The 26,608-nt window shown below is 48.8% G+C and carries 31 protein-coding genes; 1 reads left to right on the top strand and 30 read right to left on the bottom strand.

The window, feature by feature from the left end:
- Positions 1–6 precede the first annotated feature (6 nt).
- The 27 genes from MBEAL2_RS02615 to MBEAL2_RS02495 form a co-directional block, all read right to left on the bottom strand.
- Positions 7–2,871, bottom strand: coding sequence for a phosphodiester glycosidase family protein (locus MBEAL2_RS02615; RefSeq protein WP_047150783.1), 2,865 nt, complete (start codon positions 2,869–2,871; stop codon positions 7–9).
- A 140-nt stretch (positions 2,872–3,011) separates the two neighbouring features.
- Entirely contained in the window at positions 3,012–4,154 is a 1,143-nt protein-coding gene (gene wecB, locus MBEAL2_RS02610) for a non-hydrolyzing UDP-N-acetylglucosamine 2-epimerase (protein WP_173427690.1), read from the bottom strand.
- Positions 4,155–4,163: 9 nt separating this feature from the next.
- Positions 4,164–4,793 (bottom strand): uracil phosphoribosyltransferase, encoded by a 630-nt coding sequence (gene upp / locus MBEAL2_RS02605; protein ID WP_047150781.1) that lies wholly within the window; start codon positions 4,791–4,793, stop codon positions 4,164–4,166.
- A gap of 149 nt (positions 4,794–4,942) precedes the next feature.
- Positions 4,943–6,193, bottom strand: coding sequence for a serine hydroxymethyltransferase (gene glyA, locus MBEAL2_RS02600; protein ID WP_047150780.1), 1,251 nt, complete (start codon positions 6,191–6,193; stop codon positions 4,943–4,945).
- 20 nt (positions 6,194–6,213) lie between these two features.
- Positions 6,214–6,783 carry a TIGR01440 family protein gene (locus tag MBEAL2_RS02595; protein ID WP_047150779.1) on the bottom strand — a complete coding sequence of 190 codons (570 nt, stop codon included), beginning with the start codon at positions 6,781–6,783 and terminating at the stop codon, positions 6,214–6,216.
- Between the two features lie 12 nt (positions 6,784–6,795).
- A complete protein-coding gene (gene rpiB, locus MBEAL2_RS02590; protein WP_047150778.1) occupies positions 6,796–7,239 on the bottom strand; it encodes a ribose 5-phosphate isomerase B in 444 nt (147 codons plus the stop codon).
- 176 nt (positions 7,240–7,415) lie between these two features.
- The gene (gene phaZ, locus MBEAL2_RS02585) at positions 7,416–8,312 is read right to left on the bottom strand and encodes an intracellular short-chain-length polyhydroxyalkanoate depolymerase (protein WP_047150777.1); all 897 of its coding nucleotides are present in this window, start codon (positions 8,310–8,312) and stop codon (positions 7,416–7,418) included.
- 110 nt (positions 8,313–8,422) lie between these two features.
- Positions 8,423–9,712, bottom strand: a complete 1,290-nt coding sequence (locus MBEAL2_RS02580) for a methyl-accepting chemotaxis protein (protein WP_047150776.1) — start codon at positions 9,710–9,712, stop codon at positions 8,423–8,425.
- Positions 9,713–9,793: 81 nt separating this feature from the next.
- Complete coding sequence (locus MBEAL2_RS02575; RefSeq protein ID WP_047150775.1) at positions 9,794–10,504, bottom strand: low molecular weight protein arginine phosphatase; 711 nt, start codon at positions 10,502–10,504, stop codon at positions 9,794–9,796.
- Positions 10,505–10,617: 113 nt separating this feature from the next.
- A complete protein-coding gene (locus MBEAL2_RS02570; RefSeq protein ID WP_047150774.1) occupies positions 10,618–11,367 on the bottom strand; it encodes a ZIP family metal transporter in 750 nt (249 codons plus the stop codon).
- An 11-nt stretch (positions 11,368–11,378) separates the two neighbouring features.
- A complete protein-coding gene (locus MBEAL2_RS02565; RefSeq protein ID WP_369405460.1) occupies positions 11,379–11,945 on the bottom strand; it encodes a manganese efflux pump MntP in 567 nt (188 codons plus the stop codon).
- 79 nt (positions 11,946–12,024) lie between these two features.
- Positions 12,025–13,095, bottom strand: coding sequence for an L-threonylcarbamoyladenylate synthase (locus MBEAL2_RS02560; RefSeq protein ID WP_047150773.1), 1,071 nt, complete (start codon positions 13,093–13,095; stop codon positions 12,025–12,027).
- 230 nt (positions 13,096–13,325) lie between these two features.
- On the bottom strand, positions 13,326–13,526 hold the full coding sequence (locus MBEAL2_RS02555; protein ID WP_047150772.1) for a hypothetical protein: 201 nt from the start codon (positions 13,524–13,526) through the stop codon (positions 13,326–13,328).
- A 275-nt stretch (positions 13,527–13,801) separates the two neighbouring features.
- Positions 13,802–13,936: a hypothetical protein gene (locus MBEAL2_RS33465; RefSeq protein WP_269082435.1), complete on the bottom strand. Its 135-nt coding sequence runs from the start codon at positions 13,934–13,936 to the stop codon at positions 13,802–13,804.
- Between the two features lie 106 nt (positions 13,937–14,042).
- Positions 14,043–14,657, bottom strand: a complete 615-nt coding sequence (gene spoIIR / locus MBEAL2_RS02550; RefSeq protein WP_047150771.1) for a stage II sporulation protein R — start codon at positions 14,655–14,657, stop codon at positions 14,043–14,045.
- Positions 14,658–14,746: 89 nt separating this feature from the next.
- Complete coding sequence (locus tag MBEAL2_RS02545; protein ID WP_052947382.1) at positions 14,747–15,301, bottom strand: hypothetical protein; 555 nt, start codon at positions 15,299–15,301, stop codon at positions 14,747–14,749.
- 88 nt (positions 15,302–15,389) lie between these two features.
- A complete protein-coding gene (gene prmC, locus MBEAL2_RS02540; protein ID WP_236692666.1) occupies positions 15,390–16,268 on the bottom strand; it encodes a peptide chain release factor N(5)-glutamine methyltransferase in 879 nt (292 codons plus the stop codon).
- 4 nt (positions 16,269–16,272) lie between these two features.
- Positions 16,273–17,346 carry a peptide chain release factor 1 gene (prfA, locus tag MBEAL2_RS02535; protein ID WP_047150770.1) on the bottom strand — a complete coding sequence of 358 codons (1,074 nt, stop codon included), beginning with the start codon at positions 17,344–17,346 and terminating at the stop codon, positions 16,273–16,275.
- Positions 17,347–17,492: 146 nt separating this feature from the next.
- The gene (locus MBEAL2_RS02530; RefSeq protein WP_047150769.1) at positions 17,493–18,089 is read right to left on the bottom strand and encodes a thymidine kinase; all 597 of its coding nucleotides are present in this window, start codon (positions 18,087–18,089) and stop codon (positions 17,493–17,495) included.
- A 69-nt stretch (positions 18,090–18,158) separates the two neighbouring features.
- On the bottom strand, positions 18,159–18,335 hold the full coding sequence (locus tag MBEAL2_RS31535; protein ID WP_161798151.1) for a hypothetical protein: 177 nt from the start codon (positions 18,333–18,335) through the stop codon (positions 18,159–18,161).
- Entirely contained in the window at positions 18,332–18,856 is a 525-nt protein-coding gene (locus MBEAL2_RS02525; protein ID WP_047150768.1) for a hypothetical protein, read from the bottom strand. The genes MBEAL2_RS31535 and MBEAL2_RS02525 overlap by 4 nt, the downstream gene beginning before the upstream one ends.
- A 27-nt stretch (positions 18,857–18,883) precedes the next feature.
- Positions 18,884–19,786, bottom strand: a complete 903-nt coding sequence (locus MBEAL2_RS02520; protein ID WP_047150767.1) for a hypothetical protein — start codon at positions 19,784–19,786, stop codon at positions 18,884–18,886.
- 10 nt (positions 19,787–19,796) lie between these two features.
- Positions 19,797–20,420 carry a hypothetical protein gene (locus MBEAL2_RS02515; protein ID WP_047150766.1) on the bottom strand — a complete coding sequence of 208 codons (624 nt, stop codon included), beginning with the start codon at positions 20,418–20,420 and terminating at the stop codon, positions 19,797–19,799.
- A 1-nt stretch (position 20,421) separates the two neighbouring features.
- The gene (locus MBEAL2_RS02510; RefSeq protein WP_047150765.1) at positions 20,422–20,928 is read right to left on the bottom strand and encodes a hypothetical protein; all 507 of its coding nucleotides are present in this window, start codon (positions 20,926–20,928) and stop codon (positions 20,422–20,424) included.
- 20 nt (positions 20,929–20,948) lie between these two features.
- On the bottom strand, positions 20,949–21,500 hold the full coding sequence (locus MBEAL2_RS02505; protein ID WP_047150764.1) for a hypothetical protein: 552 nt from the start codon (positions 21,498–21,500) through the stop codon (positions 20,949–20,951).
- Between the two features lie 85 nt (positions 21,501–21,585).
- Entirely contained in the window at positions 21,586–22,908 is a 1,323-nt protein-coding gene (locus tag MBEAL2_RS02500; protein ID WP_047150763.1) for an S-layer homology domain-containing protein, read from the bottom strand.
- A complete protein-coding gene (locus MBEAL2_RS02495) occupies positions 22,905–23,546 on the bottom strand; it encodes a TetR/AcrR family transcriptional regulator (protein ID WP_047150762.1) in 642 nt (213 codons plus the stop codon). Before MBEAL2_RS02495 ends, MBEAL2_RS02500 begins: the two co-directional genes overlap by 4 nt.
- 142 nt (positions 23,547–23,688) lie before the next feature.
- On the opposite strand from MBEAL2_RS02495, the gene MBEAL2_RS30940 reads away from it, so the two are divergent.
- Positions 23,689–23,907: a hypothetical protein gene (locus MBEAL2_RS30940; RefSeq protein WP_047150761.1), complete on the top strand. Its 219-nt coding sequence runs from the start codon at positions 23,689–23,691 to the stop codon at positions 23,905–23,907.
- A gap of 126 nt (positions 23,908–24,033) precedes the next feature.
- Here MBEAL2_RS30940 and MBEAL2_RS02485 read toward each other — a convergent pair whose 3' ends face one another.
- From MBEAL2_RS02485 to MBEAL2_RS02475, 3 genes are all read right to left on the bottom strand, one after another.
- Entirely contained in the window at positions 24,034–24,861 is an 828-nt protein-coding gene (locus MBEAL2_RS02485; protein WP_047150760.1) for a pirin family protein, read from the bottom strand.
- A gap of 138 nt (positions 24,862–24,999) precedes the next feature.
- Positions 25,000–25,200, bottom strand: a complete 201-nt coding sequence (gene rpmE, locus MBEAL2_RS02480) for a 50S ribosomal protein L31 (protein ID WP_047150759.1) — start codon at positions 25,198–25,200, stop codon at positions 25,000–25,002.
- Between the two features lie 99 nt (positions 25,201–25,299).
- Positions 25,300–26,574 (bottom strand): radical SAM family protein, encoded by a 1,275-nt coding sequence (locus MBEAL2_RS02475; protein ID WP_047150758.1) that lies wholly within the window; start codon positions 26,572–26,574, stop codon positions 25,300–25,302.
- Positions 26,575–26,608 lie beyond the last annotated feature (34 nt).

Raw genomic sequence — 26,608 nt, 5'->3', positions numbered from 1 at the left:
ACTTTACTATTTTAACTTTTGCAAAACATTGTAGAGAATTGATAAGGCTTCTGCCCGGGTGGCTACTTTCTTCGGGTTAAAGTATCCCTTCTCGTCTCCGTTCATATAGCCTCTTACATACAGGGCGTTTACACTGTCACTTGCATAGGAAGGAACCGATGCGGAGTCCTTCAGCTTCGCCCTTTGCCGGACAGGGACGCTTAAATCCCCGTAGCCCTTCACCATCGCCTTATGAACCATTGCCGCCATTTCCGTGCGGGTAATCGGCTTATCGGCCTGGAACGTTCCGTCAGGCATCCCGGTTACAATTCCCTTGTTTGCAGCGGCAAGTACAGCGGCCTGCGCATAGCCGGGAACGGAATCTTTAAAAGGCAGTTTCCCGGAAGCCGGAGCCGCTTTCGACCAGCCGTACGCGTTATCCATAAAGGTGACAAACTGCCCGCGCGTTACCGGTAAATTCGGCCCGAGCTTCGTCTGCGATACACCGTGTACGATGCCTTTGTTGTACATGGACAGAAGAACCTCTTCTGCCCAGTGCCCTTTAATATCGGTAAACTTCACACCCGCAGGCGCTGTTGGCAGCGGAACCGGGGTTGGAGTTGGAGTTGGGGTTGGTACCGGAGCAGGTGCAGGTGCAGGGACCGGAACCGGGGCCGGATTGGCAAACGTCACCGGCTGCTCCAGCGAAATCTCATCGAAATAAACGGTTCCCTGTGGCTCAAGCGTAGAATCTTCCCTGTCTACAACGTAGAGGCTGCGAAGAGAGACAGGATAGGCAACACCTGCAGGGAATTTACCCTCAAGCTCCTTCCAGTCTGTCCAGTTGGTTTCATTGGCTAAATCAACGTAATATACCTTTTTGTTTGCATCAAGGAGTTCTGCGCGCAGCCAGTGCCCTTTTCCGTCACCGTAGGCCCATACTTTCATTCCGATCGGTTTCCCCGGCAGCACTACGGGCGCCGCGCCCAGCCGGCCGTAGGCAATGCGCGTATTGGCATTGGATGCCCCGGCAAAATTGTAATCAAGGCGAACCGCTTTGCTTGAATCTTTCACCGGCTCACCCTCCACTGTCTGGCGGAAGGAACCGTCGCCCGCAATGTTGTCCGGAACCGTCGCATAAGAAAGTCCTGTTAAGCTATCCATGTTGTTCCACGGTACCCATTTCGTTCCGACCGTTACTGGAATTCTCTTCGTGATGTTTTTGTATGTGAGAACGAGCTCGCCCGCTTTTTCCACATCGCCAGCCGTGATGGAGAATCCGTTTACGGTTCCAAGCCCAGGTGTAAGGGATACTTTTACCTGGTCGGCTGCCGCAGGAAGCAGGCTGCCGGTTTTTGGTTTTAAGCTGACGTTAAAGTTCACTGTTTCATTCTGATGAAGTGTGAACGATGCCGACGAAACATAAATGTCGGTAATTTCCGGATCGGTTACGGAAAGGTTCATCGTTTTTGCCATGCCGTTGTATTGTCCTGTAACCTGGATCGTTCCGCTCCGTTTCGGTGTGAACACATTCTTATTGAATGTGCCATCCGCCGGGTTTGCAGCGGTCCATGTAATGGATGCAGGGTCCAGCTTGTACGGATTATAGTGCGTATCATACGCCGCTACCGTCATGGTGAGCGGTCTTCCGAGGACCGTTTTGTTGTCATTCGTGAAAAAGAAGTTGGCCAGTTCTCCTGGCGGTGCGGTATTAAAGAAGGCAAGTCCCGTTGGAACACTTCTCATTGGCTCACCCAGCTTCGGCGTATTCAGTACCGATGTTTGTGTGTTTCCAAGGGTACGCGCTACCATTGTACTCGAACCGCCGCCGTCGAAGTTTGCGGCATTGTAAGCGCCAAGCTGGCTCATGAGCTGGGCCAGTTCATCCAGCGTAACTCCGCGGCTTTTCGTAGGACCTTCTACGACTGCCATATAGACCGTTTTTCCGTCCTTCGAAATTCCGAACGCGGTGCGCGGCTGATTCCCGCCGATACTGTTCGACGGAATGTTCGTAAGTGCTTTCCCTTCTTTGACGAGCAGCATATGGCCGCCGACTGCATTGTAAAGCTGTTTATCTCCGATAGGTATGTCCGTTCCTGTCTGAAGGGTCGTCGTTACGGCATCCCCTATTTTGAGATGGCTCATGAGGAATTGCTTGCCTGTTCCGTGCCCCCAGAGAACGTAGCCGCCTTGCGGAATGGCCATTCCCGGCTTTCCTGCCTGAATGGCAGACACCTGGTCATTCATTACGAGCATCTCAACGGAATCCTCGTATCCTTTAATCGCTCCGAGGCTGGTTGTCCCAAAATCACTCGTGTACAGATTAATTTTGTTCAAGTGGCTTTTGTCATTTGTCGGGTTGTATTCTTCTTTATTGACCCCCTGGATGACAGCAGTGGCCCCGTCCGGAGTCTGGAGGCTGCCATTGAAGGTCATATGGGAAACGATGGCTGTTTTATCGTTCAACAAACCGAATGAATACCAGTTGTTGATTTTCCCCATTGATGAAACAAGCTTTCCTTTGTCCATAACAATTCCAAAAGGAGCGCCTCTACGGTCCATGCGGAAGAAATCCGCATTAACTGCCGCTATCGCTCCCTTTTCATCCGCCATTTTCTTTACGTTCTGCCTGGCCGTCAGCTTACCCTGTGTTCCATAAACCGGCCCGACTTCCACATACGGGTTGTTTAAATCGGCACGGGTAACGAAAACGTTAGAACTCCTGCCGCCAATGACGAGATTGTACTTCAAAAGAAAGGTTCCTTCACCAATTTGCGATTCCGAGATTTTTGTCAGGGACAGACCTGCAGCCCCGGCGTATGGCATTTGCAGCGTAAAAATTATAGCCATCGCTATCAACGCCGCAAATGCCTTACGTATTAGGTTATTCATTCTCTTTCTCCTCTCAGTTATGTATTTCTTGTCTTTCTCTATAACTTAATTAGACGTTATGTATAAGGAAATTGTTTCAAGTAAAATGAGAAAAGCACGTACAACTCCTTGAAGGAGAAGTACGTGCTTTATCTCTCTACCTATACTTGGAATAAGTCCGGCCCTTCCTCACGCAGCCCGAAGTGATAAAGAATCGCTTCGCAAATGCGGCGGGAAGCCTGTCCGTCTCCATACGGGTTCGCGGCCTTCGCCATCCGCTCATACGCTTCCGGGCTTGTCAGCAGTTCATCCGCCAGTTCAAAAATTCTTTCCTCATCCGTGCCCGCGAGCTTAAGGGTCCCAGCCGCAATCCCTTCCGGCCGCTCCGTTGTATCCCGCAGCACAAGAACCGGCACACCGAACGCCGGCGCTTCTTCCTGCACCCCGCCCGAGTCGGTAAGAATGAGGTGCGCCCGGGACATAAAGTTATGAAAGTCAACCGCATCAAGCGGGTTGATTAACCGAATGCGCGGGTGCTCGCCAAGGTACTGTTCGGCCGTTTCCTGGACAACCGGGTTCAGGTGAACCGGGTAGACGACCGCAATCTCCTCGTGCTTTTCCACCAGGCGGCGAATCGCCCGGAACATGCGGGCCATCGGTTCCCCAAGATTTTCGCGCCGGTGCGCGGTCATTAGCACGAGCTTCTTCCCTTCAAACTCGCGAAGCACAGGGCTCTCGTAGTCATGGTCCACCGTTGTTTTCAGCGCGTCAATGACCGTGTTTCCTGTTATGTAAATGGTGTCCGGATTCTTATCTTCCTTCTTCAGGTTCTCCGCTGCCTGTACGGTAGGGGCGAAATGTAAATCCGCAATGACACCGGTAAGCTGGCGGTTCATTTCCTCGGGATACGGAGAATACTTGGTCCATGTGCGCAGACCCGCTTCCACGTGTCCAACGGGAATCTGATTGTAGAGGGCAGCCAGGCTGGCAGCGAACGTTGTCGTTGTATCGCCGTGTACGAGCACCATATCCGGCTTCTCCTGCTTCATTACATTGTCCAGTCCCTCGAGCACTCTCGTTGTAATCTGGGTGAGCGTCTGGCGCTCCTTCATAATATCCAAATCAGCATCCGGGGTAATGGAGAAAATGTCGAGCACCTGGTCCAGCATCTGGCGGTGCTGCGCCGTCACGCACACGAAAGGCTCCAGCTTGTCCTGCTGGCGCAGTTCATGCACGAGCGGGGCCATTTTAATCGCTTCCGGCCGCGTGCCGAATACCATCATAATCTTTTTCTTTATCATCATTTCACCTTCTTATTTTGTCCCGTACAAACGGTCGCCCGCGTCGCCAAGTCCTGGAACAATATAGCCGTGGTCGTTCAGCTTTTCATCAACCGCAGCCACATAAAGGTCGATATCTTCATGGATCTGCTGGAATTTCTCAATGCCTTCCGGTGCAGCAATGAGGCACATTAGCTTTAAGTTTTGCGCTCCGCGGTTTTTCAAAGCCGTAATGGCAGCGGCAGCCGATCCGCCGGTTGCGAGCATCGGGTCAATGACGATTAATTCCCGTTCGTTCACGTCGCTCGGCAGCTTCACATAGTATTCAACCGGTTCCAGCGTTTCAGGGTCGCGGTATAGCCCTACATGGCCTACTCTTGCAGCCGGGATGAGCTTAAGCATACCGTCAACCATTCCGAGGCCGGCGCGTAAAATCGGGACAAGCCCTACCTTTTTCCCGGCGATCACCTTCGTTTTGCACGTTGTCACCGGTGTTTCGATTTCAATTTCCTTCAGCGGCATCTCGCGCGTAATTTCATATGCCATCAGCATCGCCACTTCATCCACAAGCTCACGGAATTCTTTCGTTCCCGTATTTTTATCACGAATGTAAGACAATTTGTGTTGGATTAATGGATGGTCAAACACATATACTTTTCCCATCTCGTAAGGCCTCCTCTTCTTTGCACTGCGTAATATTATACCAGACTGAAAAGCCAGATGCACCATTTGAAAGAGCAGCACAAAAATCCCCCTGTCTATGGCAGTATAGCCCAAACAGGGGGATGCTATTTTCAACTCTAAAAAAACGATTAAATTTGGATGCCCGGATACATTGGGAATTTCTCGCACAGGGCGGCCACGCGATTGCGCGCTTCTTCCTGCTTCGCCTGGTCTTCCGGATTTTTCAGCGTGAGCGCAATAATCGCCGCCACTTCTTTCATCGCTTCCTCGTCAAAGCCGCGGCTTGTTACCGCCGGCGTACCAAGGCGGACGCCGCTTGTGACGAACGGGCTGGCCGGGTCGTAAGGAATCGTATTCTTGTTCGTTGTAATGCCGACTTCATCCAGCAGGTGTTCCGCTACCTTACCGGTTAGGTTCATATTCCGCACATCCATAAGAATGAGGTGGTTGTCCGTCCCCCCGGAGACGAGCGTAAGGCCTTCTTCAGCTAAAGATTGCGCGAATTGTTTTGCATTCGCAATCACCTTCGCCGAATATTCTTTAAACTCGGGCTGAAGCGCCTCACCGAAAGCAACAGCCTTCGCTGCAATCACGTGCATTAAAGGACCGCCCTGAACACCAGGGAATATGGATTTATCGATCGCTTTGGCGTATTCTTCTCTGCAAAGAATCATGCCGCCGCGCGGTCCACGCAGTGTTTTGTGCGTCGTTGTCGTTACGAAGTCCGCGTGCGGCACCGGATTCGGATGGTGGCCTGTCGCCACAAGCCCGGCAATGTGCGCCATATCAACCATAAGATAAGCGCCAACACTGTCTGCAATTTCTCTCAGCTTCACGAAATCAATGTATCTTGGATACGCGCTGGCACCCGCTACGATCATTTTCGGCTTGTGTTCTTCCGCTTTTTTCCGCACATCTTCGTAATCGATTACCTGCGTTTCTTTGTCAACACCGTATTCTACAAAGTTATATAATGAACCGGAGAAGTTGACCGGGCTTCCGTGCGTAAGATGTCCGCCATGCGATAGATTCATTCCAAGTACTGTATCGCCCGGCTTTAGGAAGGCAAAATAAACCGCCATGTTCGCCTGCGCCCCGGAGTGAGGCTGCACGTTCGCATGCTCTGCGCCAAACAGTTGCTTCGCGCGGTCACGCGCCAGGTCTTCTACAATATCGACATATTCACAACCGCCGTAATAGCGCTTGCCGGGATAGCCCTCCGCATATTTATTCGTAAGGACGGTTCCCATCGCTTCCATTACCGCTTCGCTTACAAAGTTCTCGGAAGCGATCAACTCGATTTTACTGCGCTGGCGGCCTAACTCCAGCTTAATGGCTTCTGCTACTTGCGGATCCTGTTTCTTCACGTGTTCCAGCATTTTCCTTCTCCTCCTCTTGTTTAACGGCAGCTTTCTTCTAAAGGGGTGCGCTCATACACAGCGCGGGCCCCTCCGATGAGCTTCGGACGTGTGACTGCCATTGTTACGTGCGCTTCTCCAATCTGTTTCATGCGTGGACGAACCGGCACAACGACCGATTTTAAGTGCATCCCGATAAAGGTGTCACCAATGTCGATGCCCGCGTCCGCTTTAATTTCTTCTACGATGACTGGGTCGCTCATGCGGTTAAAAGCAAAAGAAGCCATCGCCCCTCCTGCTTTTGGAACAGGCACGACGGAAACTTCCGGCCAGCCGTACCGCTCCGCTGTTTCCCGCTCTACAACGAGAGCCCGGTTTAAATGCTCGCAGCATTGGAAAGCGAGCGAAAAACCGAACTTCCCGGAGAAATCGGCAAACACTTCATACAATGCCCCGGCAAAATTGCCGCTGCCTGCTGAACCGATGTGCTTTCCGGCGATTTCGCTTGTACTGGTCCCAATGACAAGAACATGCTTCCCACCCAGCGGCTTTGCCTGTAAAAGGTCTTCCATAATGGACTGTGCGTCTTGCTTTATCTTATTTATCTCCATAGGAATGCCACCTTATTGATTGTCTTCAATTTCTTTAATTTTTTCTACACGGCGCAGGTGGCGTCCACCGGAAAATTCGGTTCCGAGCCAGATTTTCGCAATTTCCAGTGCAAGGCCGGGACCAATCACACGGGCACCCATGGCAAGAATATTGGAGTCGTTATGCTCGCGGGTAGCCTTTGCCGTGAAGCAATCGTGTACAAGTGCGCAACGAACACCTTTTACTTTGTTGGCAGCAATCGACATCCCGATGCCTGTACCACATATGAGAATCCCGCGGTCAAAAGCCCCGGTTGCAACTTTCTCAGCTACCGGCAGGGCATAGTCCGGATAATCGACAGCGTCCTCACAGTTGCATCCGAAATCCTGGTACTCTATTCCTGCTGATTGAAGATAGGATTTAATCTCCTCTTTTAATCTATAACCGCCATGATCGGCTGCAATCGCTACTTTCATCTTGCCGTTCCTCCGTTTCGTTGCATTCCGTTTCTCCCTGTATTATAACCCATTCACAGCGATTGCATAGAGGAATTTTCTTTTATAGTTTACTGTAAAACCTGTACGTTTTTCATTATATATCATTTATTGTTCGGAAATAAACCCATTTTTTATTTAATCGAATTTTCTTTTATCTATTCTTTTATAAAATCTGTTATGGCCTGCAGCAGCTCAGGCAAAGCATCAATTAACGGTGAATGCCCAGCATCCTCTAAATAGTGAATGCGCGCGTTGTCTCCGATATCCTGCTTAATATCCTTCGCCATCTGGTCTGGGATAACATAGTCACGCGTACCCCGTAACACGAGAACAGGGATGTTTATTTTGGCTGCCTTCCCGCTTCCAGGCCCGACCACATTTTCTTCCCCGCTTATATTAAAGGTCGCCAGTGCATAATCGACGTCGACCAGATTGCGTTGTGTCAGCATGTCATCGAGGTACTTCTCGTATCTTGCTTCATCCGGCTGGTTGTGCGTGTAAATCGCCAGATTCCACACCTGCCGCAGCATTCCTTTGTTTCTGGAATCATAAGCGTTTTGAATAGGGACAACCTGAACAGGGTCCTGCGCGATTTCTTCCTTCGTGCGGAGCGGCGTTGTAAAATCCGGCTGGCCAAGCCCGTTCTTTTTGAAAAGCGGGTACCCTCTCGTTCCGACAGAAGCAAGTAAAATAAGCTTTTCTACATAATCAGGATAGTCGGCCGCAAAATCCATCGCCACCCCGCCACCGGTAGACCAGCCAACGAGAACGAAGGACGTTAGCTTCACTTTGTCCACCCAGTCTCTCAGGTCAAGTGCAAAATCGTGGAGTGAATAAATCGGTTCGTTATAGGTCGACTCGCCAAAGCCCCGCATGTCTACCGCGTACACCTTGTACTCTGCAGGCAAATTCTCCATGACCAGATCCCAATGGACGGACGACGTCATGTTTCCGTGCACAAGCACGATTTGCTTCTGCCCGCCCTCTCTTTCACGGTATGCCATTGTTTCCCCATTATCGAGTATGACTTTCTTCAATGAGATATCTGCCATTCGCTTCAGCCTCCTTCAAAAGTATAAAACCCATCCTATTCCACATATTACCACACGAACAAAAAAAGAACGCTCATCTTCTCTATAAAAAGATGAGCGTTCCTCTGCTATTATACCTGGAATTTAGAGACGTACCCTTTAAGCTGCTCGGATTGGTCCCGCAGCACCTGGCCTGCTGCTGCAACCTCCTGCATAAACGCCGTCTGTTCCTGCGCCGCAAGCGACACAATCTCAGCCCCCTTCGACGTTTCCGCAGCGACGCCGGCAACATCCCTCGCATCCTGCATCGCTACCCGCATGCTTTCCAACTGGCGGCCAATGAGAGAGGCAATATTTTCAACAGAAGCGACCACCTCGTCAACGGAGTTCGCAATGTTTACGAGCGCTTTGGTCGTTTCCTCCCCGCGCTTTGATTCCGTATCAGCGATGGCAACCTGCTCGCTAATCTGGTGTACTGCGTTGGCCACTTCCCGCTGCATTTGCTCGATTAATCCGTTAATGCTCGCCGCCGCTTTTCCGCTTTCATCCGCCAATTGGCGCACTTCATCCGCAACGACCGCGAACCCTCTGCCGTGTTCTCCCGCCCGCGCCGCCTCAATGCTCGCATTCAGCGCAAGCAGATTCGTCTGTCCGGCAAGTTCGCTGACGACCCGGGTAATGTTTCCGATCTGTCCCGCATTCTCCTCCAGCCGCTTCACCGCCTCGATCGAGTGCTGGTTCTCTTCCGCAAGCGAGTGCATTCCCTGCACAAGCGATGCAACAACCTTTCCGCTTTCCTGGAGTGTTGTCAGCATTTGTCCTGATAGCCTGCGCGAGTTCTCAACATGATGGTTGACTTCATTCCCGAGTTCTCCGAGAGATTCAAGCGATTCGACCATCGTATTCGTATGACCCGCCTGATTGTCAGCGCCGCGCGCAATCTGATCCATTGTCACGCTAATCTGTTCAATCTGCACGGCAGCCTGCCCGGACGCCTGCGTTAACTCAGCTACACTCTGTACGGCATGCTCAGAAGAATGGTTAATGTCCTTAATCATCGTGCGAAGGTTGCCGATCATTGCAGCAAACGATTGGGCGAGCGCCTGAATTTCATCCCGTGAACCCGGCACTTTAACCTCCGAACGCAAATCCCCCTTGGAAGCAAGATAGGCCGCTTCTTCAAGCTCCACGATCGGACGCGAAATCCACCGGGCGACAAGCCAGCCGAATACACCGGACCAGAACACGCCCATCATCAGCGTAAGCATTGTAAAAAGCCAGGATGGCATAAAACTTGTAACATACTTCCCAAGCACGAAAATAAAAAAGGCACTCGTACCGTACGTAACGGCTGATAAACCGCTAATTCCAATGACAAGCTTTCTCTGTAAACTCATCGGATAGCGCGCTTTTTTGTTCATTTCTCTTCTTCCTCCCCGCTGCTAAAACAAAGCATCGTACTACTTATTATATCGGATCAAATTGTGCAATTCTTTCGTCTTCTAGTAATTTCTTTCAGAAGCGGATTGTGCTTCCTCTTTAAGTACAGCAAGCAGCTGCTCCAGCGATTTTTCAATCTCTGACGCACACCTCTCGTACATCTCCAGGCTCCCTCCGAAAGGATCGCCGATATCATAATTCGGTGTCTGCCGCTCCAGAATGGCAATCTGGTTGCGCTCTTCCACCGTTTCCCGCATAATTCTTTCTTTCCACTCGTCCAGTTCTTCCCGAACGAGCTCCAGCTGGCTATAAAGCGCTTGATATTGGTCCTCCAGCCTGTGAATCTCTTCTCTGTGCTGCTTCATAAACTCTTCCTGTTTTTCGGCGAGCCGGGCGTACAGGCACTCAAGCTCCTCGTTTCTTTCCTGCGTTTCAGGAGATGCGTCCGTATATTCCTTAAGCGTATATATTTTGTCTTCGTAATCTGGAAACTGCTGAAGGAGCGTGTGTTTGTGAGATTCTGTCATCGTCATTACGAGATCAGCCCAGTCGATGAGCGATTCGCTGACGATTTGCGATTGATGCGCTTCCGTAATTCCTTTCTTGTCTAGCACCGTAGCGGCATGAGAAGAGGCGGCAGAACCCGGAGAGGCAAAAATTCCGGCAGATTGCACCTGAATATCCATTTCGTTCTCGGCAGCCATCTTTCTTAATAGTTTCTCCGCCATCGGGCTTCGGCAGGTGTTCCCGGTACATACGAATAAAATGCGCATATCTATCTCCCCTTTCTTCCTTCTCCTATTGTTGTACGAACATAGTCCTAATTGCAAGAGTATACAAAAATATTTTTTCCTTACCTATCCTGCCCGCTTTTTCTATCAGCTAATCAAGGAACGACGTGATGAAGCAGGAACATCGCCAGCAAGCTGGCCAGCATTCCCGCCTGTGCGCTGAGCGTATGCATCCGCAGCCCGGACGGCGCTATTTCCTTCCACACAATGTATCCCATTGAACCCGCCGCAAAAGCCATGCCGAACGTAATCGCCTGCGGGGTGGAAGTTAAGTACCATTCCCCAATAAGTGCCCCTGCGGGGATGCAAAGACTAATAAGAAAAGAAAGGCGTAAAATGCGCCACCTTCCCATCCCGCTCATAAGCAGCGGAGCCGCCAGCCCAATCCCTTCCGGAATGTTATGAAGCGACATGGAAAGAGCAATAAGAATCCCAACATGGCGGTGCGTATGAAAGCCGGCCCCAATGGCGGTGCCTTCCGGGATATGGTGAAAGGCGAGCGCGATAGCCATTAACCAGCCGGCCCTCCTCCATTCTTCGTCCCCCGGGTTCGCTTCATCCGGGGGCGCCCACCGCTTCTCCCGAGAGACTTTTACAACGATAAGGTGAACGGCCATAAGAAAAACAGCACCTATCGCGCTGCCGAGAAACGTGCCGTATACATCACCATCCCGCAAAGAAGCAGGCAGCAAATCAATAAAAATAACAAGGGTCATAATTCCCGCCGAAAGCCCAAGATAAAAAGCGAGCAGCTTTCGCCCCGGCTTCCCTGAAAAAAGCATAATCACTGCACCTACGACCGTCGTCAACCCGGTTACCGTGCTGATAAGAAGGAGATCTGTCATTGCAGGCCCTCCTACAGTAAAAACTTAACGCCGAAGGAGAAAAGAATCAGCCCGCCAAGCACTTCGCTGTATTCTCCCAGCCAGCTCCCTACCTTCCGCCCAAGAAGCAGACCGGCGGCGGAAAGGAGGGTACCAAGTATGCCAAATACCAAAACAGCCATCGTAACGTTGACATTAAACAGGCCGAAGGAGAACCCAACAGACAGCGCGTCCAGGCTCACACTGAGGCTAAACAGCATCAGTCCCCAGATGGTTGTTTTGAGCAGCGGGCTTTTTTCTTTGCTGAAAAAAGAGTTCCACATCATATGTAATCCGAGCAGGATCAGAATGCTTCCTCCCATATAGGTGGCGACATTCCCGACAAGCGAAGTAAGAAACATGCCCAGCACTATTCCAATTAACGGCATAAAAACATGGAAAATACCCGTAATAATGCTTACCTTTAAAACCGTCAGGAGGCGGATGCCACCCATTCCCATGCCAATGCCAAGCGAGAAAGCGTCCATTCCGAGCGCCATTCCGATCAGTGATATTGTAATAAATTCGCCCCATTGCAGGATTTCCGGCTCCCACCCCACATGAATCACTCCTGTCCCAATACAATGTATATAGACAAGATATGCGGGAGGAGACAGGATATGCGAACCGGAGCGGATTCTACAGCCTTTTTCCGCCTGCCGCTTTATTCAGGCGGTTCATTACGGCCGCCCCTACCCCGTTTTCCAGGAATGTTTCCGCAAAAATCAAATCAACCTTTTCTTCGTCAAAACGGCGCAGCACGTCGTATAGATGCTGGGCCACGCTGATAAGGCTCGCGCGTTCTCCACAGGCAAGCACGATATCATTTTTGTTATAGAAAGAAGCCGATTCCCGTGTCGCAAGAATGCCTACCTTCTTCCCTTCTCTTCTCGCTTCGTCCGCGTGGCGGCGGATCATTTCTGCCATTGCCTCCACGTTCGCGCCTGTAACGAGCCACATTTCTCCCTCAGGCGCATAGTGCCGGTACTTCATTCCCGGCGATCTGGGCGCAGCACCTTCCACAGTGAGCCCCGGATCAACAGCTACTTCACCTGTAATGTCCGCGATTTGCTCAGCGGTAATTCCTCCTGGCCGCAGAATGAGCGGAACTTCTCCAGTCACGTCTACAACCGTTGATTCAACCCCGATTCCGGTTGGCCCTCCGTCAAGAATTCCGGCGATCCTTCCTTCCAGGTCTTCCTGTACGTGCCGCCCTGTTGTAGGGCTCGGCCGCCCTGATAGGTTGGCGCTGGGCGCAGCGATGGGAAGGCCGGCAGCGCGAATAAGGGCAAGCGCAAGGGGATGATCCGGCATCCGGACAGCGATTGTATCCAGCCCTGCAGAAGCCCGCTGCGCAACGCCTGCTTTTTTCGGCAGTACAAGCGTAAGGGGTCCGGGCCAGAATGCTTCCATTAACGCGCGGGCGAGCGGTGGAACTTCCTCGGCAAGCTGCTCAAGTTGTTCTTCTTCTGCAATATGCAGGATAAGCGGATTGTCGCTCGGTCTTCCTTTTGCTATGTAAATTTTCTCTACGGTTTTATCCACAAGGCCGTTTCCGCCGAGGCCATATACCGTTTCGGTCGGAAAAGCAACCAGTTCATTTCGCTGTAGTAACTCCGCGGCTTCTTTTACTGCCTGCTGAGCTTGTGGATAAGCAAGCCAATCGTCCACAGTATTATCCACATGCCAGTATTTTGTTTTTTGGTTCATGGTAAAATCCTCAATTCTACTAGAAATATACTCTTTTTAGTTATAGCCTGTCTTTATTTTGATTGCAACTGCACACTTATCCACATAATGTGAATAACTTGTTGATAAATGCGGTTGATGAGTTGTGTATAGTGGGGAAAACATCACGGTCCCATGGAAGAAATCCTGCTTTATGACTTTAAAGCAGCATATACTTTCTGGTCCGAAAATAAAAGCACCCCGAAGGATGCTTAACTAACCCAAACAGAGAACACATAAATCCCAAAAAGCAGTGTAGCAGCATGAGTAATGCCTCGGAGCCATTTAGGTACAAACAATTCGACAATAGTAATAAAAATAATAAGTCCAACAAGCCATATACATAACTTCAAAGCTAACGTATTCAATAAACCGACATCCGCTTTAAGATCTAGTGCCTTTCCCAAAATCATGATAATCCCCCCTACTACCCATTCGGCAGGGGGGATTATGCTCCTTCTGTAACGCGAATTTTTAACGTTGCGAGCCAACCTGTGAAATGACATTAGATAAAGCGTTAAGTGTACGCTTACGTTTCACTGGTTCGGTTGTAACATTACACAAAAGAAAAAGCACCCTACGGATGCTTTGAAGCACTCATATACCAGATTGCTTGCAACGGATAAACAAGGCTAATGGTGTAAGAAAAGATATTATAAAATATTAATGACACAGTTGATACGGGCAGCTAAAGCAGTGCAGAGATAGCTGTAAATTCAGGAACTGTATGTTTAACTACAGGATTTACACCCAAGGATTGTAACCAAAAATAAGCTAAGAAACCTGAGACTATAAATACAACCGTGCTAATAAAAGCATCCATCAAATTCACCTCGTCCTTTTATTCGTGGGCTATTGTACAAATTCCTTTAAAAGCAGTAAACAACCCTGCCTGCCCGGCAGAGTTGTTTACTGTTTACAATTAAATTTTATGAGAATATTTTGTTAAATAACTCTACGAGGAAAAAGCGAACTTGAGGTTCTTCCTGCTTCTTTTCGGGCTGCTTTGTTTCTTGAGTTTGCTTTGTCTTTTCGCTATCCTTTTGTGCGACAGCATCACCGTTGGAGATATCCACAAAGCAGAGCGGCGGGAACAGTACACACCACCAGTTTTGTCCTTCGGCTTGCCCAATTGTAATCCGGACTGCTTCATATTTTCCTGCAGGGAAAACCTGCGTACCGTACATTTTAGTAGGAAAATCCGCCATGGTCAATTCGACGCGGGCCGGGTACTGAAATCCCTTTTCCTTTATTGTTTCATTTACTAGATTTTGCAGTTCAGGCAGGTGATTGCCTATGATAATCCGCGCGTTAGCGAGCGTATCCGATGTGTCCGCCCATTTCCCAACGGAGGCAATAACCTTGTCGCGAACCTGGCGCTTCAACTGCTGGTCTTCCGGAGAATCGCTGTTCGCAAGAATCCGCAGGCGTATCGATTGAGAAGGTACAGCGCTTTGCGTAAAAATAGCGAGCACTTCCTTCTGGCTTTCCCAATTCATTAGTAAAATAAATAAACTAAAAAATAGCAGATAAAATTTCTTCATTATTTTCTCACCCTTTCCTCTCCCTGTTCACCAGTATGGGCAGGAAGGGGGAAAGGTAAACGCATGATTTGATAGTTTTACAGTTTTCTTTACTGGTTGATTACTATCTTTTTGAGAATTTTGACGTCAACTTCCAGTCCGTCGACCTGTTTTTGAATGTCGTTTATTGGGGCCTGCAGTTCGCTTGCCTGTGCTGTCTGTTCACGGACTACCCTAATTTCGTCTGTCATTTCGGTAATATGCTGATTGATTTTATCCAGCCGTATATGGACTTGTCCAAACTGGTGATCGACTGTCTCCAATCGGCGGTCGACCCGCTCAAACCTCTGGTTTACCTCTTCAAACCTTCGGTCGACCTGCTCGAACTTCTCGTTTACTTCTTCAAATCGGCGGTCGACCCGCTCAAACCTCTGGTTTACCTCTTCAAACCTTCGGTCGACCTGTTCGAACTTCTCGTTTACCTCTTCAAATCGACGGTCAACCTGTTCAAATCTCTCGTTTACTTCTTCAAATCGGCGGTCAACCAGCTCGAATCTTTCGTTCACTTCTTCGAACCGACGATTCATTTCTTTTCCCAGTTCCTGTTGTCCGGTGCCTAAATCATTTAACTTTTCAAGAATTTGCTGCAGGAGTTGTTCACTCATTTCCCTACCAGCTCCTCGTCCATTATCTTTTAATTATTATAACAGAATACAAGATGGATTTGGGATATTTTTACAATTTATTACAACTTTATTTTCGCACAGCAAGTACATGCCGAGGGATGCCGGCTAAATCCTTCACAATATTGACCCTCTCGAAAAGCCCCGTATCTTCCAGCCACCGGCAAACCGTATCCGCCTGATGAATCCCGACTTCCCAGCCGACAAGCGCTTTTTCCTTCAATACAGCAGGAAGGCCGGCCACTAACCGTCGGTAGAAATCAAAACCATCCTCCCCACCGTCAAGCGCCCGGAGCGGCTCATGGTCCTTTACCTGGGTATCCAATTCCGTTACATCATGTGAAGGAATATACGGCGGGTTTGATACAAGAATGTCCACTTTTCGCTGTCCATCAAGCAGAGGAGCGAGCAAATCTCCCTGTAGAAAGGCGATTTTCTCCGCTACACCGTGGCGCTCCGCATTGCGCTTTGCCGTATTAAGCGATTCCTGTGCAATATCGACGGCTCTATAGGTCCAATTATTATTGCCGTGAACAGCCAGGGTAACCGCAATAGCTCCGCTTCCTGTCCCAATATCGGCAACCAAAAGAGGGGCTGATGCCGGCCACAATTCCTTTGCCTGATTTAAAATTTCTTCTACTAGAAGCTCCGTCTCCGGACGCGGGATGAGCACAGAAGGATTCACGATAAAATCGAGCCCATAAAATTCCTGCTCCCCTGTAATGTATTGCATCGGCTCACCGGCAGCTCTCCGCTCGATAACTTCGCGTACCTTTTCCCATTCCGCATCACCCAGCTCCTGTGACATGTTGGAAAAAAGGCGGGTACGGTCCCAGCCCAGTACGTAGCGAATGGCATACTCGGCGAGAAAAAGGGCATCCTCTATTTGTTTTTCCTGTAAAAAACGAGAAGCCTTCTGCAAGGCTTCCCGTATCTTCATTGTGCTCATTTTATTACGCGCCTTCCGCATTCCGCATAAGTTCAGTCTGATCATGGAGAATGAGAGCATCGATAATTTCGTCCATTTCTCCATTCAGCACTTGATCGAGCTTATGCAGTGTCAGGCCAATGCGGTGATCCGTTATACGGCTTTGTGGGAAGTTATACGTACGAATACGTTCACTCCGGTCACCCGTACCTACGGTTGATTTACGCAAATCCGCATATTCCGCCTGGGCTTCCTGCTGGAATTTATCAAAAAGGCGCGCGCGAAGCACGCGCATCGCTCTGTCTTTATTTTTGTGCTGTGATTTCTCATCCTGGCACGTAACAACGATTCCGGTCGGTACGTGTGTTAAACGCACGGCTGATTTCGTTGTGTTAACGCTCTGTCCGCCGGCGCCGCTGGAGCAGAACAAGTCAACGCGAATGTCATTGTCGTTCACTTCCACTTCGACTTCTTCCGCTTCAGGAAGAACGGCAACTGTAGCCGTTGACGTATGAATACGACCGCCAGATTCAGTGGAAGGAATACGCTGTACGCGGTGTGCACCACTCTCAAACTTCAAGCGACTGTAGGCGCCTTTTCCGTTAACAGAGAAAATAACCTCTTTGTAACCGCCAATGTCGGTATAGTTCGCTTCAAGAATTTCCACTTTAAAGCGGTGTTTCGCCGCATAGCGGGTGTACATTTCGTACAAATCAGCCGCAAACAGGGCCGCTTCGTCGCCGCCTGCCGCGCCTCGGATTTCAACAATAACGTTTTTGTCATCGTTCGGGTCTTTCGGGAGAAGTAAAACACGGATACGTTCTTCGAGTTCATCACGCTTTTCCTCGAGTTCACTCACTTCCATCTTGACCATTTCCCGCATTTCATCATCCAGCTTTTCTTCCAGCATGTCTTTAGCATCCTGGAGCTGCTGTACTGTTTCTTTATATTCGCGGTACGCCTGTACCGTTTCTTCTATGTCGGATTGTTCTTTCGAATACTCACGCAGTTTCGCCGGATCGTTCATAATCTGCGGATCACATAAAAGATGCGTAAGTCGGTCGTACCGCTCAACAACTGATTCTAATCGCTGTAGCACGGTTTCTTCACCTCAATTTCAAAAATGCTTAACATTATAATTATAGTCAAGATCTGCTTGTGAGTCAAATCCCAAAGGAAGAGATAAAAAATATAAGGAAGGGGAAAGCACCAGAAATGTGCCTTCCCTCTACTCATTAAAAATATCTATGGCAGTGCAATGTCCAGCTGCATGCCTGCCGGATGTTTATAGCACTTCCGGCACACGGGGATATAGCTGTCGTTTCCGCCTACTTGAATTTGCTCTCCTTCATAGACGGGAATTCCATCCTTTACACGCAGCACCATCGTTCCTTTTTTGTTGCAGAACCAGCAAATCGTTTTAATTTCCTCAAGCTTATCGGCATACAGCAGAAGCGCCTCACTGCCCTCGAATAACTGGTTGGAAAAGTCGTTTTTCAATCCGTATACGATGACGGGGATGCCAAGCTCATCGACGATTTCCGTCAGTTGAATGACGTGGTGTTTTTTGAGAAACTGGCCTTCATCGACAAGCACGCAGTCGGGCCGGCCCCCGATACGCATCGTAACCTGCTTTTTTATGTCCGTATTATCATCAATGATCGTTGCTTCCCGTTTAATTCCAATACGCGAAGCGACATATCCTCTGCCATAGCGATTGTCGATAATGGAGGTGAAAATCATCACCTTTTTTCCCTGCTCTTCATAATTGTGGGCAACCTTCAAAATCTCAACCGATTTTCCGCTGTTCATTGTACCGTATCTAAAATATAGCTGTGCCATTTCTTCATTCTCCTCCCGACTTATTCATATTAAACCGAAAGAAGAAGTTTCGAAAGGACCAATTGTATGCTACCAACCTATCAAAAATGCAAGAAACAGGAAGGCAATATAGACCACGCCGGTTACGGGGATAGGGACGAGCCACTTCAAATGGCCGGGTTCGCCGCGAAAATAAGCGACACCGAAACGAATAACAGAGAACAGAATGATGAGCACACATGTTATGAAAAATCCGGTTCCGATCATGGCAGCGACCTCAGCAGGGAGAATTTCTTGTTCAGCTTGCGCATCTCCGCAATTGATTCATCGGTAAGGCCGTTCAAGCCTTGCATGGAAGCAGATTCACTTTGGACTTGCCCCTGCATTTTTCCGGTACTTCCCACCAGCTTTCCGCTTCCTGTTGAGACCGCCTGTAACTGCGAAAGAACACCGTTTGTTGTTCCATTAAGGGCTGTGAGGTTCTGTATAATAACCTGCTCCCCCTTTGTTACACTGCCAAGGCCTATGTTCATCTCCGTAAGCAGCCTGGCTGTAGTCGTCAAGCCGCCATTCATCGTTTGAATCGTTTTTGCCGTCTCCTCGAGCGGTTGGAGGCTTTGAACTGTAATACTCGTTAAGGCGTCCGCCTTTTTAATATTTTGCGCTACTTTTTTCATTTCTTTATTCGTTTCCGCCTGCCCTTTAATCTGGTTGTACGTCCCCCAGCCAAAGACAGCCAGCGATAAAACGCTCACAAGGAACACGCCGATTTTCAACATGGCCATCATAAACTTACCTCCCTCCTTCTGTCTTCCTCATTCGCCGGAGCCGCCCAGCAGCGGGAGTTTCAGTCCAGGGAGCAGTCCCTTGCTCTCTTCCTGCTTATTTTCCGTACCCTGGCCTGGTTCCTTCTGTTTGTTCCCTCCAATAACTCCTGGCAATACCTTTCCAACCGTATCGGTTACCCCGCTGACAGTGTCATTCACTGTTTTTCCTACATTTCCTGCCGTTTTGTTCACATCCGTTGGGTTTTTCACCAGATCGTTCACTGTTTTTCCAGCGTTTTGAACTGTTTTTTGGGCTGTGTTTGCGACGCTGCGTACCGTATCCCCAACCGGAATTGGAAGCGCATTAAGCAGTGCCGTTAACTTGCCGACAAGGCGGAAGCTGTCAGCCGCAAGTCCGAGTTCATGGTTGAGCTGATCGAGCTGGTTTGAGAGTTTTACGGTTGATGCGTTCATCTGTCCCGTCGTGGTCCCTACACCGGCCAATTGATCAGCTGTCTTGACAACCTGCCCTGTTGCAGTGGACGCTTGCCCTGCTACGTTGGTTGTTAACTGTTGTGTCTCCCCCTGAATGGAGAGGATTTGCTGCATCAATCCGCGTGCTTCCTTATTCAATTCAAGCTGCTTATCGAGCTGTCCGATAATCTCACCGTTTGTCTGCACCTGTTTTGACAATTCATCTTTTTGAACGTCGAGCATTGATAGACTATGTCCGACCTCGCCGATTTTACCGGAAAGATTGTTTGTGTCATCCAGCATGTTTCCCGTAAGCCCGACAAGTTCATCGGTAAGGCCGATAATGTCCAATTCATGCATGGCACTCATCATTTTCTTCTCATTTATGCTGGCAGCCAAAGCGACAGATCCAAGCATCATAATCGCGATTGCCAGGACAACCGTCACCACACTTTTCTTTACCGGCAATACTTTCATGGAGCACCTCCTATTTCAAAATTTTTAACTTTTCCAGAACGGCAGTTTGTTCCAGAATTTTCGTTTTATCATTCATTCGGCTTAAGCTAGCATTAATTTGCCGCTGTACTGACTGAATCTGTTTTAGTGATCCAGCTACATCATTATTAACCTGTACCATTTGGTCCAGCATCGCTGCGCTTTCATTTAAAGTACGGTTAATTTCCACAAGCTGTTCTTTTGTCGCCTTCGTGTTGCCATTGATTTTTGCTACGACCGTACCGATCCCCGCCACGACTTTGTCAAGGCGTGCAATTTCTCCATGCATTCCCTGTGTATTGCCTTTGACTCTGCCCAGTTTCGTATTCAGCCTGGTCGTTGCTTCGTTCAATTGAGAAATAAGTGCGAGTTGACCATTCATTTTTTCCGAAAGTGCGGCTGATTCTACCAGGCCTTGATCAAGCTGCTGGGCTTTACTGTGAATCGCCTTGCCGAGCTGCAGCTGAAACAGGGTATTTCCCGCAAGAGCAAGTAGAATAAGCATAATGAGAATGCCGAGAATCGGGAAAGACGCCTGCTTCTTTGGTGCTTCACCGGCTTCCTTATCCTCCCGAATCGGTACAACTTTTTCTTCCAATACTTTTGCGTGCTCCATCCTATGGACCTCCCGGAAGTTTTTGATTCATGCGTTCGGCACTTTGACGGATATCATTCATCTTCTGTGCATCGGATGCAGCGGTTTTCTTCAGGCTTTCCAGATATCCCTTCATTTGGGCCGTATATGGCCCGACCGTTTTCAATGATTGATTTACGCTCGTAATGGTTGCACCCGACTGAAGGGAGGATTGTTCCATGGCATTGTTAATCTGAAGTGTATCCGCATTCAAATTAACAACCTGTGTAAGAAGAACGAGCAGCCTTGACGTACGATCGATGGCTGCATCAAGCCCGCCGTCTATTTGACCGATTGTACCAATCATGCCAGTAAGTTCCCCGTTTTTATCAATAATCGATTTCTGCAGCTGGCCAAGGGCTCTTACTGAATGCAGATTTTCGTTAAGTCCGCTATCAATTTTCTTTAAATAAAATGTCATTAACATTGAATTAATGAGTAGTCCGCTTAAAACGAGGACGCCTAGTATTCCTGCCAGTTTTTTAATCATCTCGCGACCTCCCGCCCCTTTTAAGGAATAGACTGTTCAATTTGGCGGGTTTTGTCCGCCGCAGTACCAAGCTTCTGATTAATCGCTTCATTGCCCTTCATTACGCTTTCCAGCTTGCTGCGTGCATCTTGCACTACACGATTCATTCGTTTTAATTCCTGATCTTGTTTCATCGATACGTTTGAAATCGTTTTCATATTTCCGTTAATCGTTACGCTTAGCCCTTTTAAATTAGTGCTCAACGTTACCTGGTCCGCCGTTACGGGGATAAGCGCATTCAGCGTGTTTTCCTGTTTTCCCAATCCGCCATTCACATCTTTGAGCCGGGCGGCAACCTGCCCTGTTTTTCCCACCTGTTCATCGACAGCTTTCATATTCCGTACAATTTCCATGTTCGTTTTACTGAGAGATTCGTTATTGCCATTAATGGCTTTAAGTCTCCCAATAATATCGAATTTCTTAAGATCCGGCTTCGTTTCCGCCGCTTTCGAAACGCCGAGCGCTGTCCCATACATAAGGCCGATAACAATAAGACTGTTAATCGCAACTTTTCGTACACGTCTCTTCACCACGCCTGCCTTCCCTCCCTTACCTTATAGAATCAGCAGGCGGTGGAGCCAGCTTACCGCCTGCTTTCCTTATAAACGATCCGTTACTTTACTGGCCGAGCGGCGTTCCAACCCCTCCAAGCAAGCTGCCGGGCAGCGGGTTGCGGGCATACTTCTTCGCTGCGGAAGCGGCTTCTACATCTCCGTAATACCAGGCAGAAGGAGCAACGTCTTTGTAGGTTGCTTTGCCGCTGTTGTCGAGAGGCAAACGAAGAACAACTTTGTTCGTCATAACGACCATTTCCTTGCGGGTAAGCGTCAAATCAACTCCCAGTGTACCGTTCGGCAACCCGCTCAGCATGTTTAGCTCTTGAAGTAAGCCAACTGCATTTTTCAACTCCTCACCCTTCACATCCGGGTATGGAATGCTTGCACTGCTCGTTGGGGTTTTCATCAATGCGTGGGCAAGAAGGGTCATATATTCTCCACGAGTCATTGGCTTATCCGGCTGGAACGTTCCATCCGCATTGCCGGAGATTAATCCTTCCGCCACAGCTTTTGTTATATCCTGGGCAGCCCAGTAATTCGGTTTTACGTCTTTAAACAACTGCTTCTGCGGCAGCTTCCTGTCGAATCCCGGGAAAATAATACGAACAGCCACCGCTACACCTTCCGCACGGGTCAATTTGGAGTCGGGACGGAAGGTTTTATCCGTGTACCCATATACATAGCGGGGACGTTCTTCAACGCCGGAACCTGGATTAATCACCTGGGTTTGTGCTGTCGCGGTTGCCAGTTGCTTGTTTCCATTAGAAATTAAGGAAGCGGTATGGGTCATATTATTCATAATGGAAGATCCAGTTGTACCGGTTCCGTCAAATGTAAGCGCATACGAAAATGCGCCCGTACTTTTCGTTTTCGGATCAACGCTCCATGTTAATGTACCATTGCTCTCTTTGCCCCCGCCATTGCTGGATACTTTAGCGCCTGCAGGGATTTTTACGGATAACGTTCCGGCCTCAACGGCGGAATAGTTTACTGTGATTTTCAACGTGTTGAAGTTCGGAACACCCGCAAAAATAATCGCACGATCTGTTGTCATACTCAGCCCGTTTTTCCCCTGGATAACAGGATTCGGACTCAGGTTGTTTAGCAAATCGCTCAGACCCGGTACGTTATTTCCGCCGGTAAGGCTGCTTGCATCCAGGAGACTGCCACCATTTAGTGCATCGCCTAATCCTGAAAGGCTGCTTGTATCCGGAGCACTGCTATTCTGTGCCGCGCCCGCTGCCTGAGCTCCCGCATTCAGCACACTACCCGCAATGGGAAGATTATTCAGCAGTCCGTCTGTTAGCCCTGCGGCGGCTGCAGGTCCTGCTGTAAGAGATAAGGATAAAAAGACCGCCGTTGTAGCTACACCGAGTTTTTTCATAATGATCCCCCTATTTCGTTATGTGGAATGTTTTTCAAATATCGAGTAAGCATGGATGAAAGGACTTCGGTTAAATTATGGATGTTCGGTTCCTGCTGTTTGTCTATTACCGTAAGCACCACTTCATTTACTGCTCCAACCATTGCACGCGAGACAATTCTGGCTTCCTCTGATGTGACAAAACCGCCCTTTAACCCTTTCTGCAATTCTTCAAAAAAGATAGAGGCAAAATAAGTGTGTGCTTCTCTTCTAACCTGTTCAAGCCGCCTGCTGACTCCTACCGTATCAATAAGCAGCAGGCGCGCGAGTTCCCTGTATTCGAAGCAAGTCTCCAGGTAGGCACGTATTCCCGCAAATGTTCGTGCAGCGTTCTTCGGTGTATGGAGGAGCGCTTTTTCCACACGTTCCCCCATCAAAGACGCCAACCGCTGAAAAACTTGAATCAACATGTCTTCTTTGTTCTGAAAATACTTATAGAATGTCGTTTTGGAAGCCTTTGCCTCAGAAACGATATCGTCGACACTTGATTCGTAGTATCCCTTCTCGGAAAATACGTGAATGGCCGCTGCTAGCAGGCGATCTTCGGGGTTATCTGCTTTTAGGTCGAGTTTATGTACATACTGCTTTGCTTCAAGCACCTTTTCCTTTCGCCCCTTTCGATACGAATACGTACGCGTACTCTTTGGGTAATAAAGAAGCCTTTCATCCCTCCTTTTCAGAATAATTATATTATTTAATATATTAATACGAAACTCTACCCCGAATTTTGGGGGGGTAAACATGAAAATGTGCAAAAAAGCGAAAAAAGGGAGTTCAGTCTACTTGCCTTTCCCTTCCGCGAGGAAGGAAGAACTGTCCGCTCCACCTCCCTGCGAGCAGAGCCCGCAAAACATCTGGGTAGTTCGAGGATGGAGACAATTGCGGGCTTGTTCTGCTCTCCGGGAGCTTCCGCTGGGTCAGGAAGGCCGGTCTGCGTGGACTGCTCTCCCTTTTTTCTAACATTTTTAACCTTGCGGTCTTTTTCCCTATTACTTTAAAGTAACATCTGGTTTATGCGATAAAAAAGCACTCCCACAAATAAATTTGCAGGAGTGCTAATAAAATCTTTAAACTTCTATGTTAAACTTAATCAAATTTTCCCTCGCGGTAGTCAACGAATGCTTGCCTGATTTCTTCTTCTGTATTCATTACGAACGGACCGTAGGCGACGACAGGTTCTTTAATCGGCTCGCCTGCATAAAGCAGGACGCGAAGCTTTTCTTCCGCGCGGATCGATATCTCGCTCTCCTCCGAACCATCAGCAGAACCGAGCCATAACCCCTGGTTTTTCGTTCCTCTTGTTTCGTTCGCACCAAAATACCCACTGCCTTCAAGTATATACATAAAACCGTTGTAGCTTCCGGGGAGGTCCTGCACTACCGTCGCACCCGGCTCCAGCTGTATCTCTACCATCGTGATTGGCGTGTAATTTAGCGTGCCGGCCGTAACGCCTGCAGATGACCCGGAAAAAATGCGGACGAGTGCCCCCTCTTCACGGCGCACCGGCATATCTTTAGCGTGGAGATTCTGGTAGCGAGGCTGCGCCAGCTTGTTGGAGCGCGGGAGATTCACCCACAGTTGCAGGCTGTGGACAGTGTCCCCTGGAGCCGCCGTTTCTTTGTGAATGATTCCGCTTCCTGCTGTCATCCACTGTGCGTCTCCAGGCCCCAGTTTGTCTTGGCCGCCATGATTGTCATAATGCTCCAGCGTGCCCTCAATGACATACGTTACTGTCTCGATGCCACGGTGCGGGTGAAAATCAAAGACGCCATGCTGAAACCAATCTTCGGCAAGGAATAGAAAAGGGTCAAGCTCTTTCCAATCTCCTGGCGAAAGAACCTGGCCGACTTTATGGATCGGGCTTTGTTGTTCATGACGGACTGTCCATACGCGGCTAATGCTTCTCCTTTTCATCTAAAAACCTCCATTCATCTTATTTCCTTTTAAACTAATTATATTATAGTATCTAATTATATATAAGTAAATATGTATCAAAAACCTTAATAATAAATAAAAACGGACAAGCATAAGCCTGTCCGTCTATCATTTTTATTATTTCATATTGTATTTCTTCTTGAAACGATCTACACGTCCGCCAGCATCGAGGAACTTTTGTTTACCAGTATAGAAAGGATGGCATTCGGAGCAAACCTCCACGCGCAAGTTTTCTTTTACTGAGCCGGTTTCGAACTCGTTACCACAAGCACAAGTAACTTTTGTTAACTTATAATCTGGATGGATTTCCGGTTTCATTACTTTCACCTCTTTCTGCCCTGAATCTTTACGAAACAGAGTTACAATAAAGCACATAAATGAATTATAGCACGTCGTTTTACATATTGCAAACATTTATTATTTATTTAAAGATGCTTTGCGCAGTTCCTGAAACTGTACAGGCGGAACGTGCGTATATGAGCCAAGGATAACATCGGGCAGTTCCTGGCGGTAAATTTCCATCGCCTGCTTCATTCCGAAAATCTCGCCTTTCGCCGGCGGGATCATGGACAGATAGCTGTCCGGGTCGATGTTAAGATTGCGCATTTGAATGAGACGGATTCCCGAGCGCCTGATAAATTCAATCATGGCTTCCATTTCTTCTTCCCGGTCAAACACCCCCGGGAATACGAGATAATTAATGGAAGTGTATACGCCTTTGCTGCTCGCATAGGCCGCCGACTTCTCCACATTCTGGAGCGTGTAGCCGCGCGGGCGGTAGTAGGCGTTATAATGCTCATCGATCGCACTGATTGTGCTCACGCGCATTAAATCAAGGCCCGCATCTACAATGGCCTTAATGTGGTCTGTTAGGCCTGCATTCGTATTAATATTGATGAACCCGGTCTGTGTCTGCTCACGTATGCGCCGCATTGCCTGCGTAATAATCGCCGCCTGGGTGGATGGTTCACCTTCACACCCCTGGCCAAAGCTAATAATCGATTCCGGTGTTTGCAGGTGGTGGAGCATCACCTCTACAAGCTCGTCAACCGTCGGCTTAAAGTTCATTCGAGTCTGCGGAGCCGGAAATCCGCTGTCATCCGGCTGCTCTGAAATACAGCCATAGCAGCCCGCATTGCAGGAGAACGAAACGGGCAGGCCGGCTTCCCAGCGGTTCAGGAATGTATTGGATGCGGTCAAGCACTCATATCCAAGCGTGCAGTTGCTCAGGTGATTAAATACCCGATTTTCCGGGTACTGTGCAAGTACTTCCTTTACCTTTCCTTCCAAATCAGTCATAGGAAAGTTTACCGGGTTCCATTTATATGGTTCATCTGTCGGCTCTGCAGCTACATAAAATCCGTCATTATGCCAAACAACCGCTGTATATCCAAAAAGCGGAAGTTTTTCTTCCTTACTTTCCTTCACATATCCGGGAAACATAAGACGTGTGAATCCCTGAGGAAGGAGTGCTCCTACAGCCTGAAATTCATCGAGGCGAATCATTTCGCCTGTTTCCGGATTCAGGCCGACCGGGTTACAGGATGGAAGGCTTACGAGTGTAGCACCCTCTGGCAGCGGAATGAGTTCTTCTTCAAGAATTTCCATCAACGTATCTCCGCTGCGCCCGAGACCAAACAGCTCGGCGTGCTCGTACACCTGGTCCTTTCCATCAGCATAAACAAGATACATATATATCAAAACTCCTCACTATTGATTCGTTTAT

Origin of the sequence: Aneurinibacillus tyrosinisolvens (assembly GCF_001015055.1) — a bacterium.
GTDB classification, from domain to species: Bacteria; Bacillota; Bacilli; order Aneurinibacillales; family Aneurinibacillaceae; genus Aneurinibacillus_A; species Aneurinibacillus_A tyrosinisolvens.
This window is presented reverse-complemented; position numbering and strand designations above follow the sequence as displayed.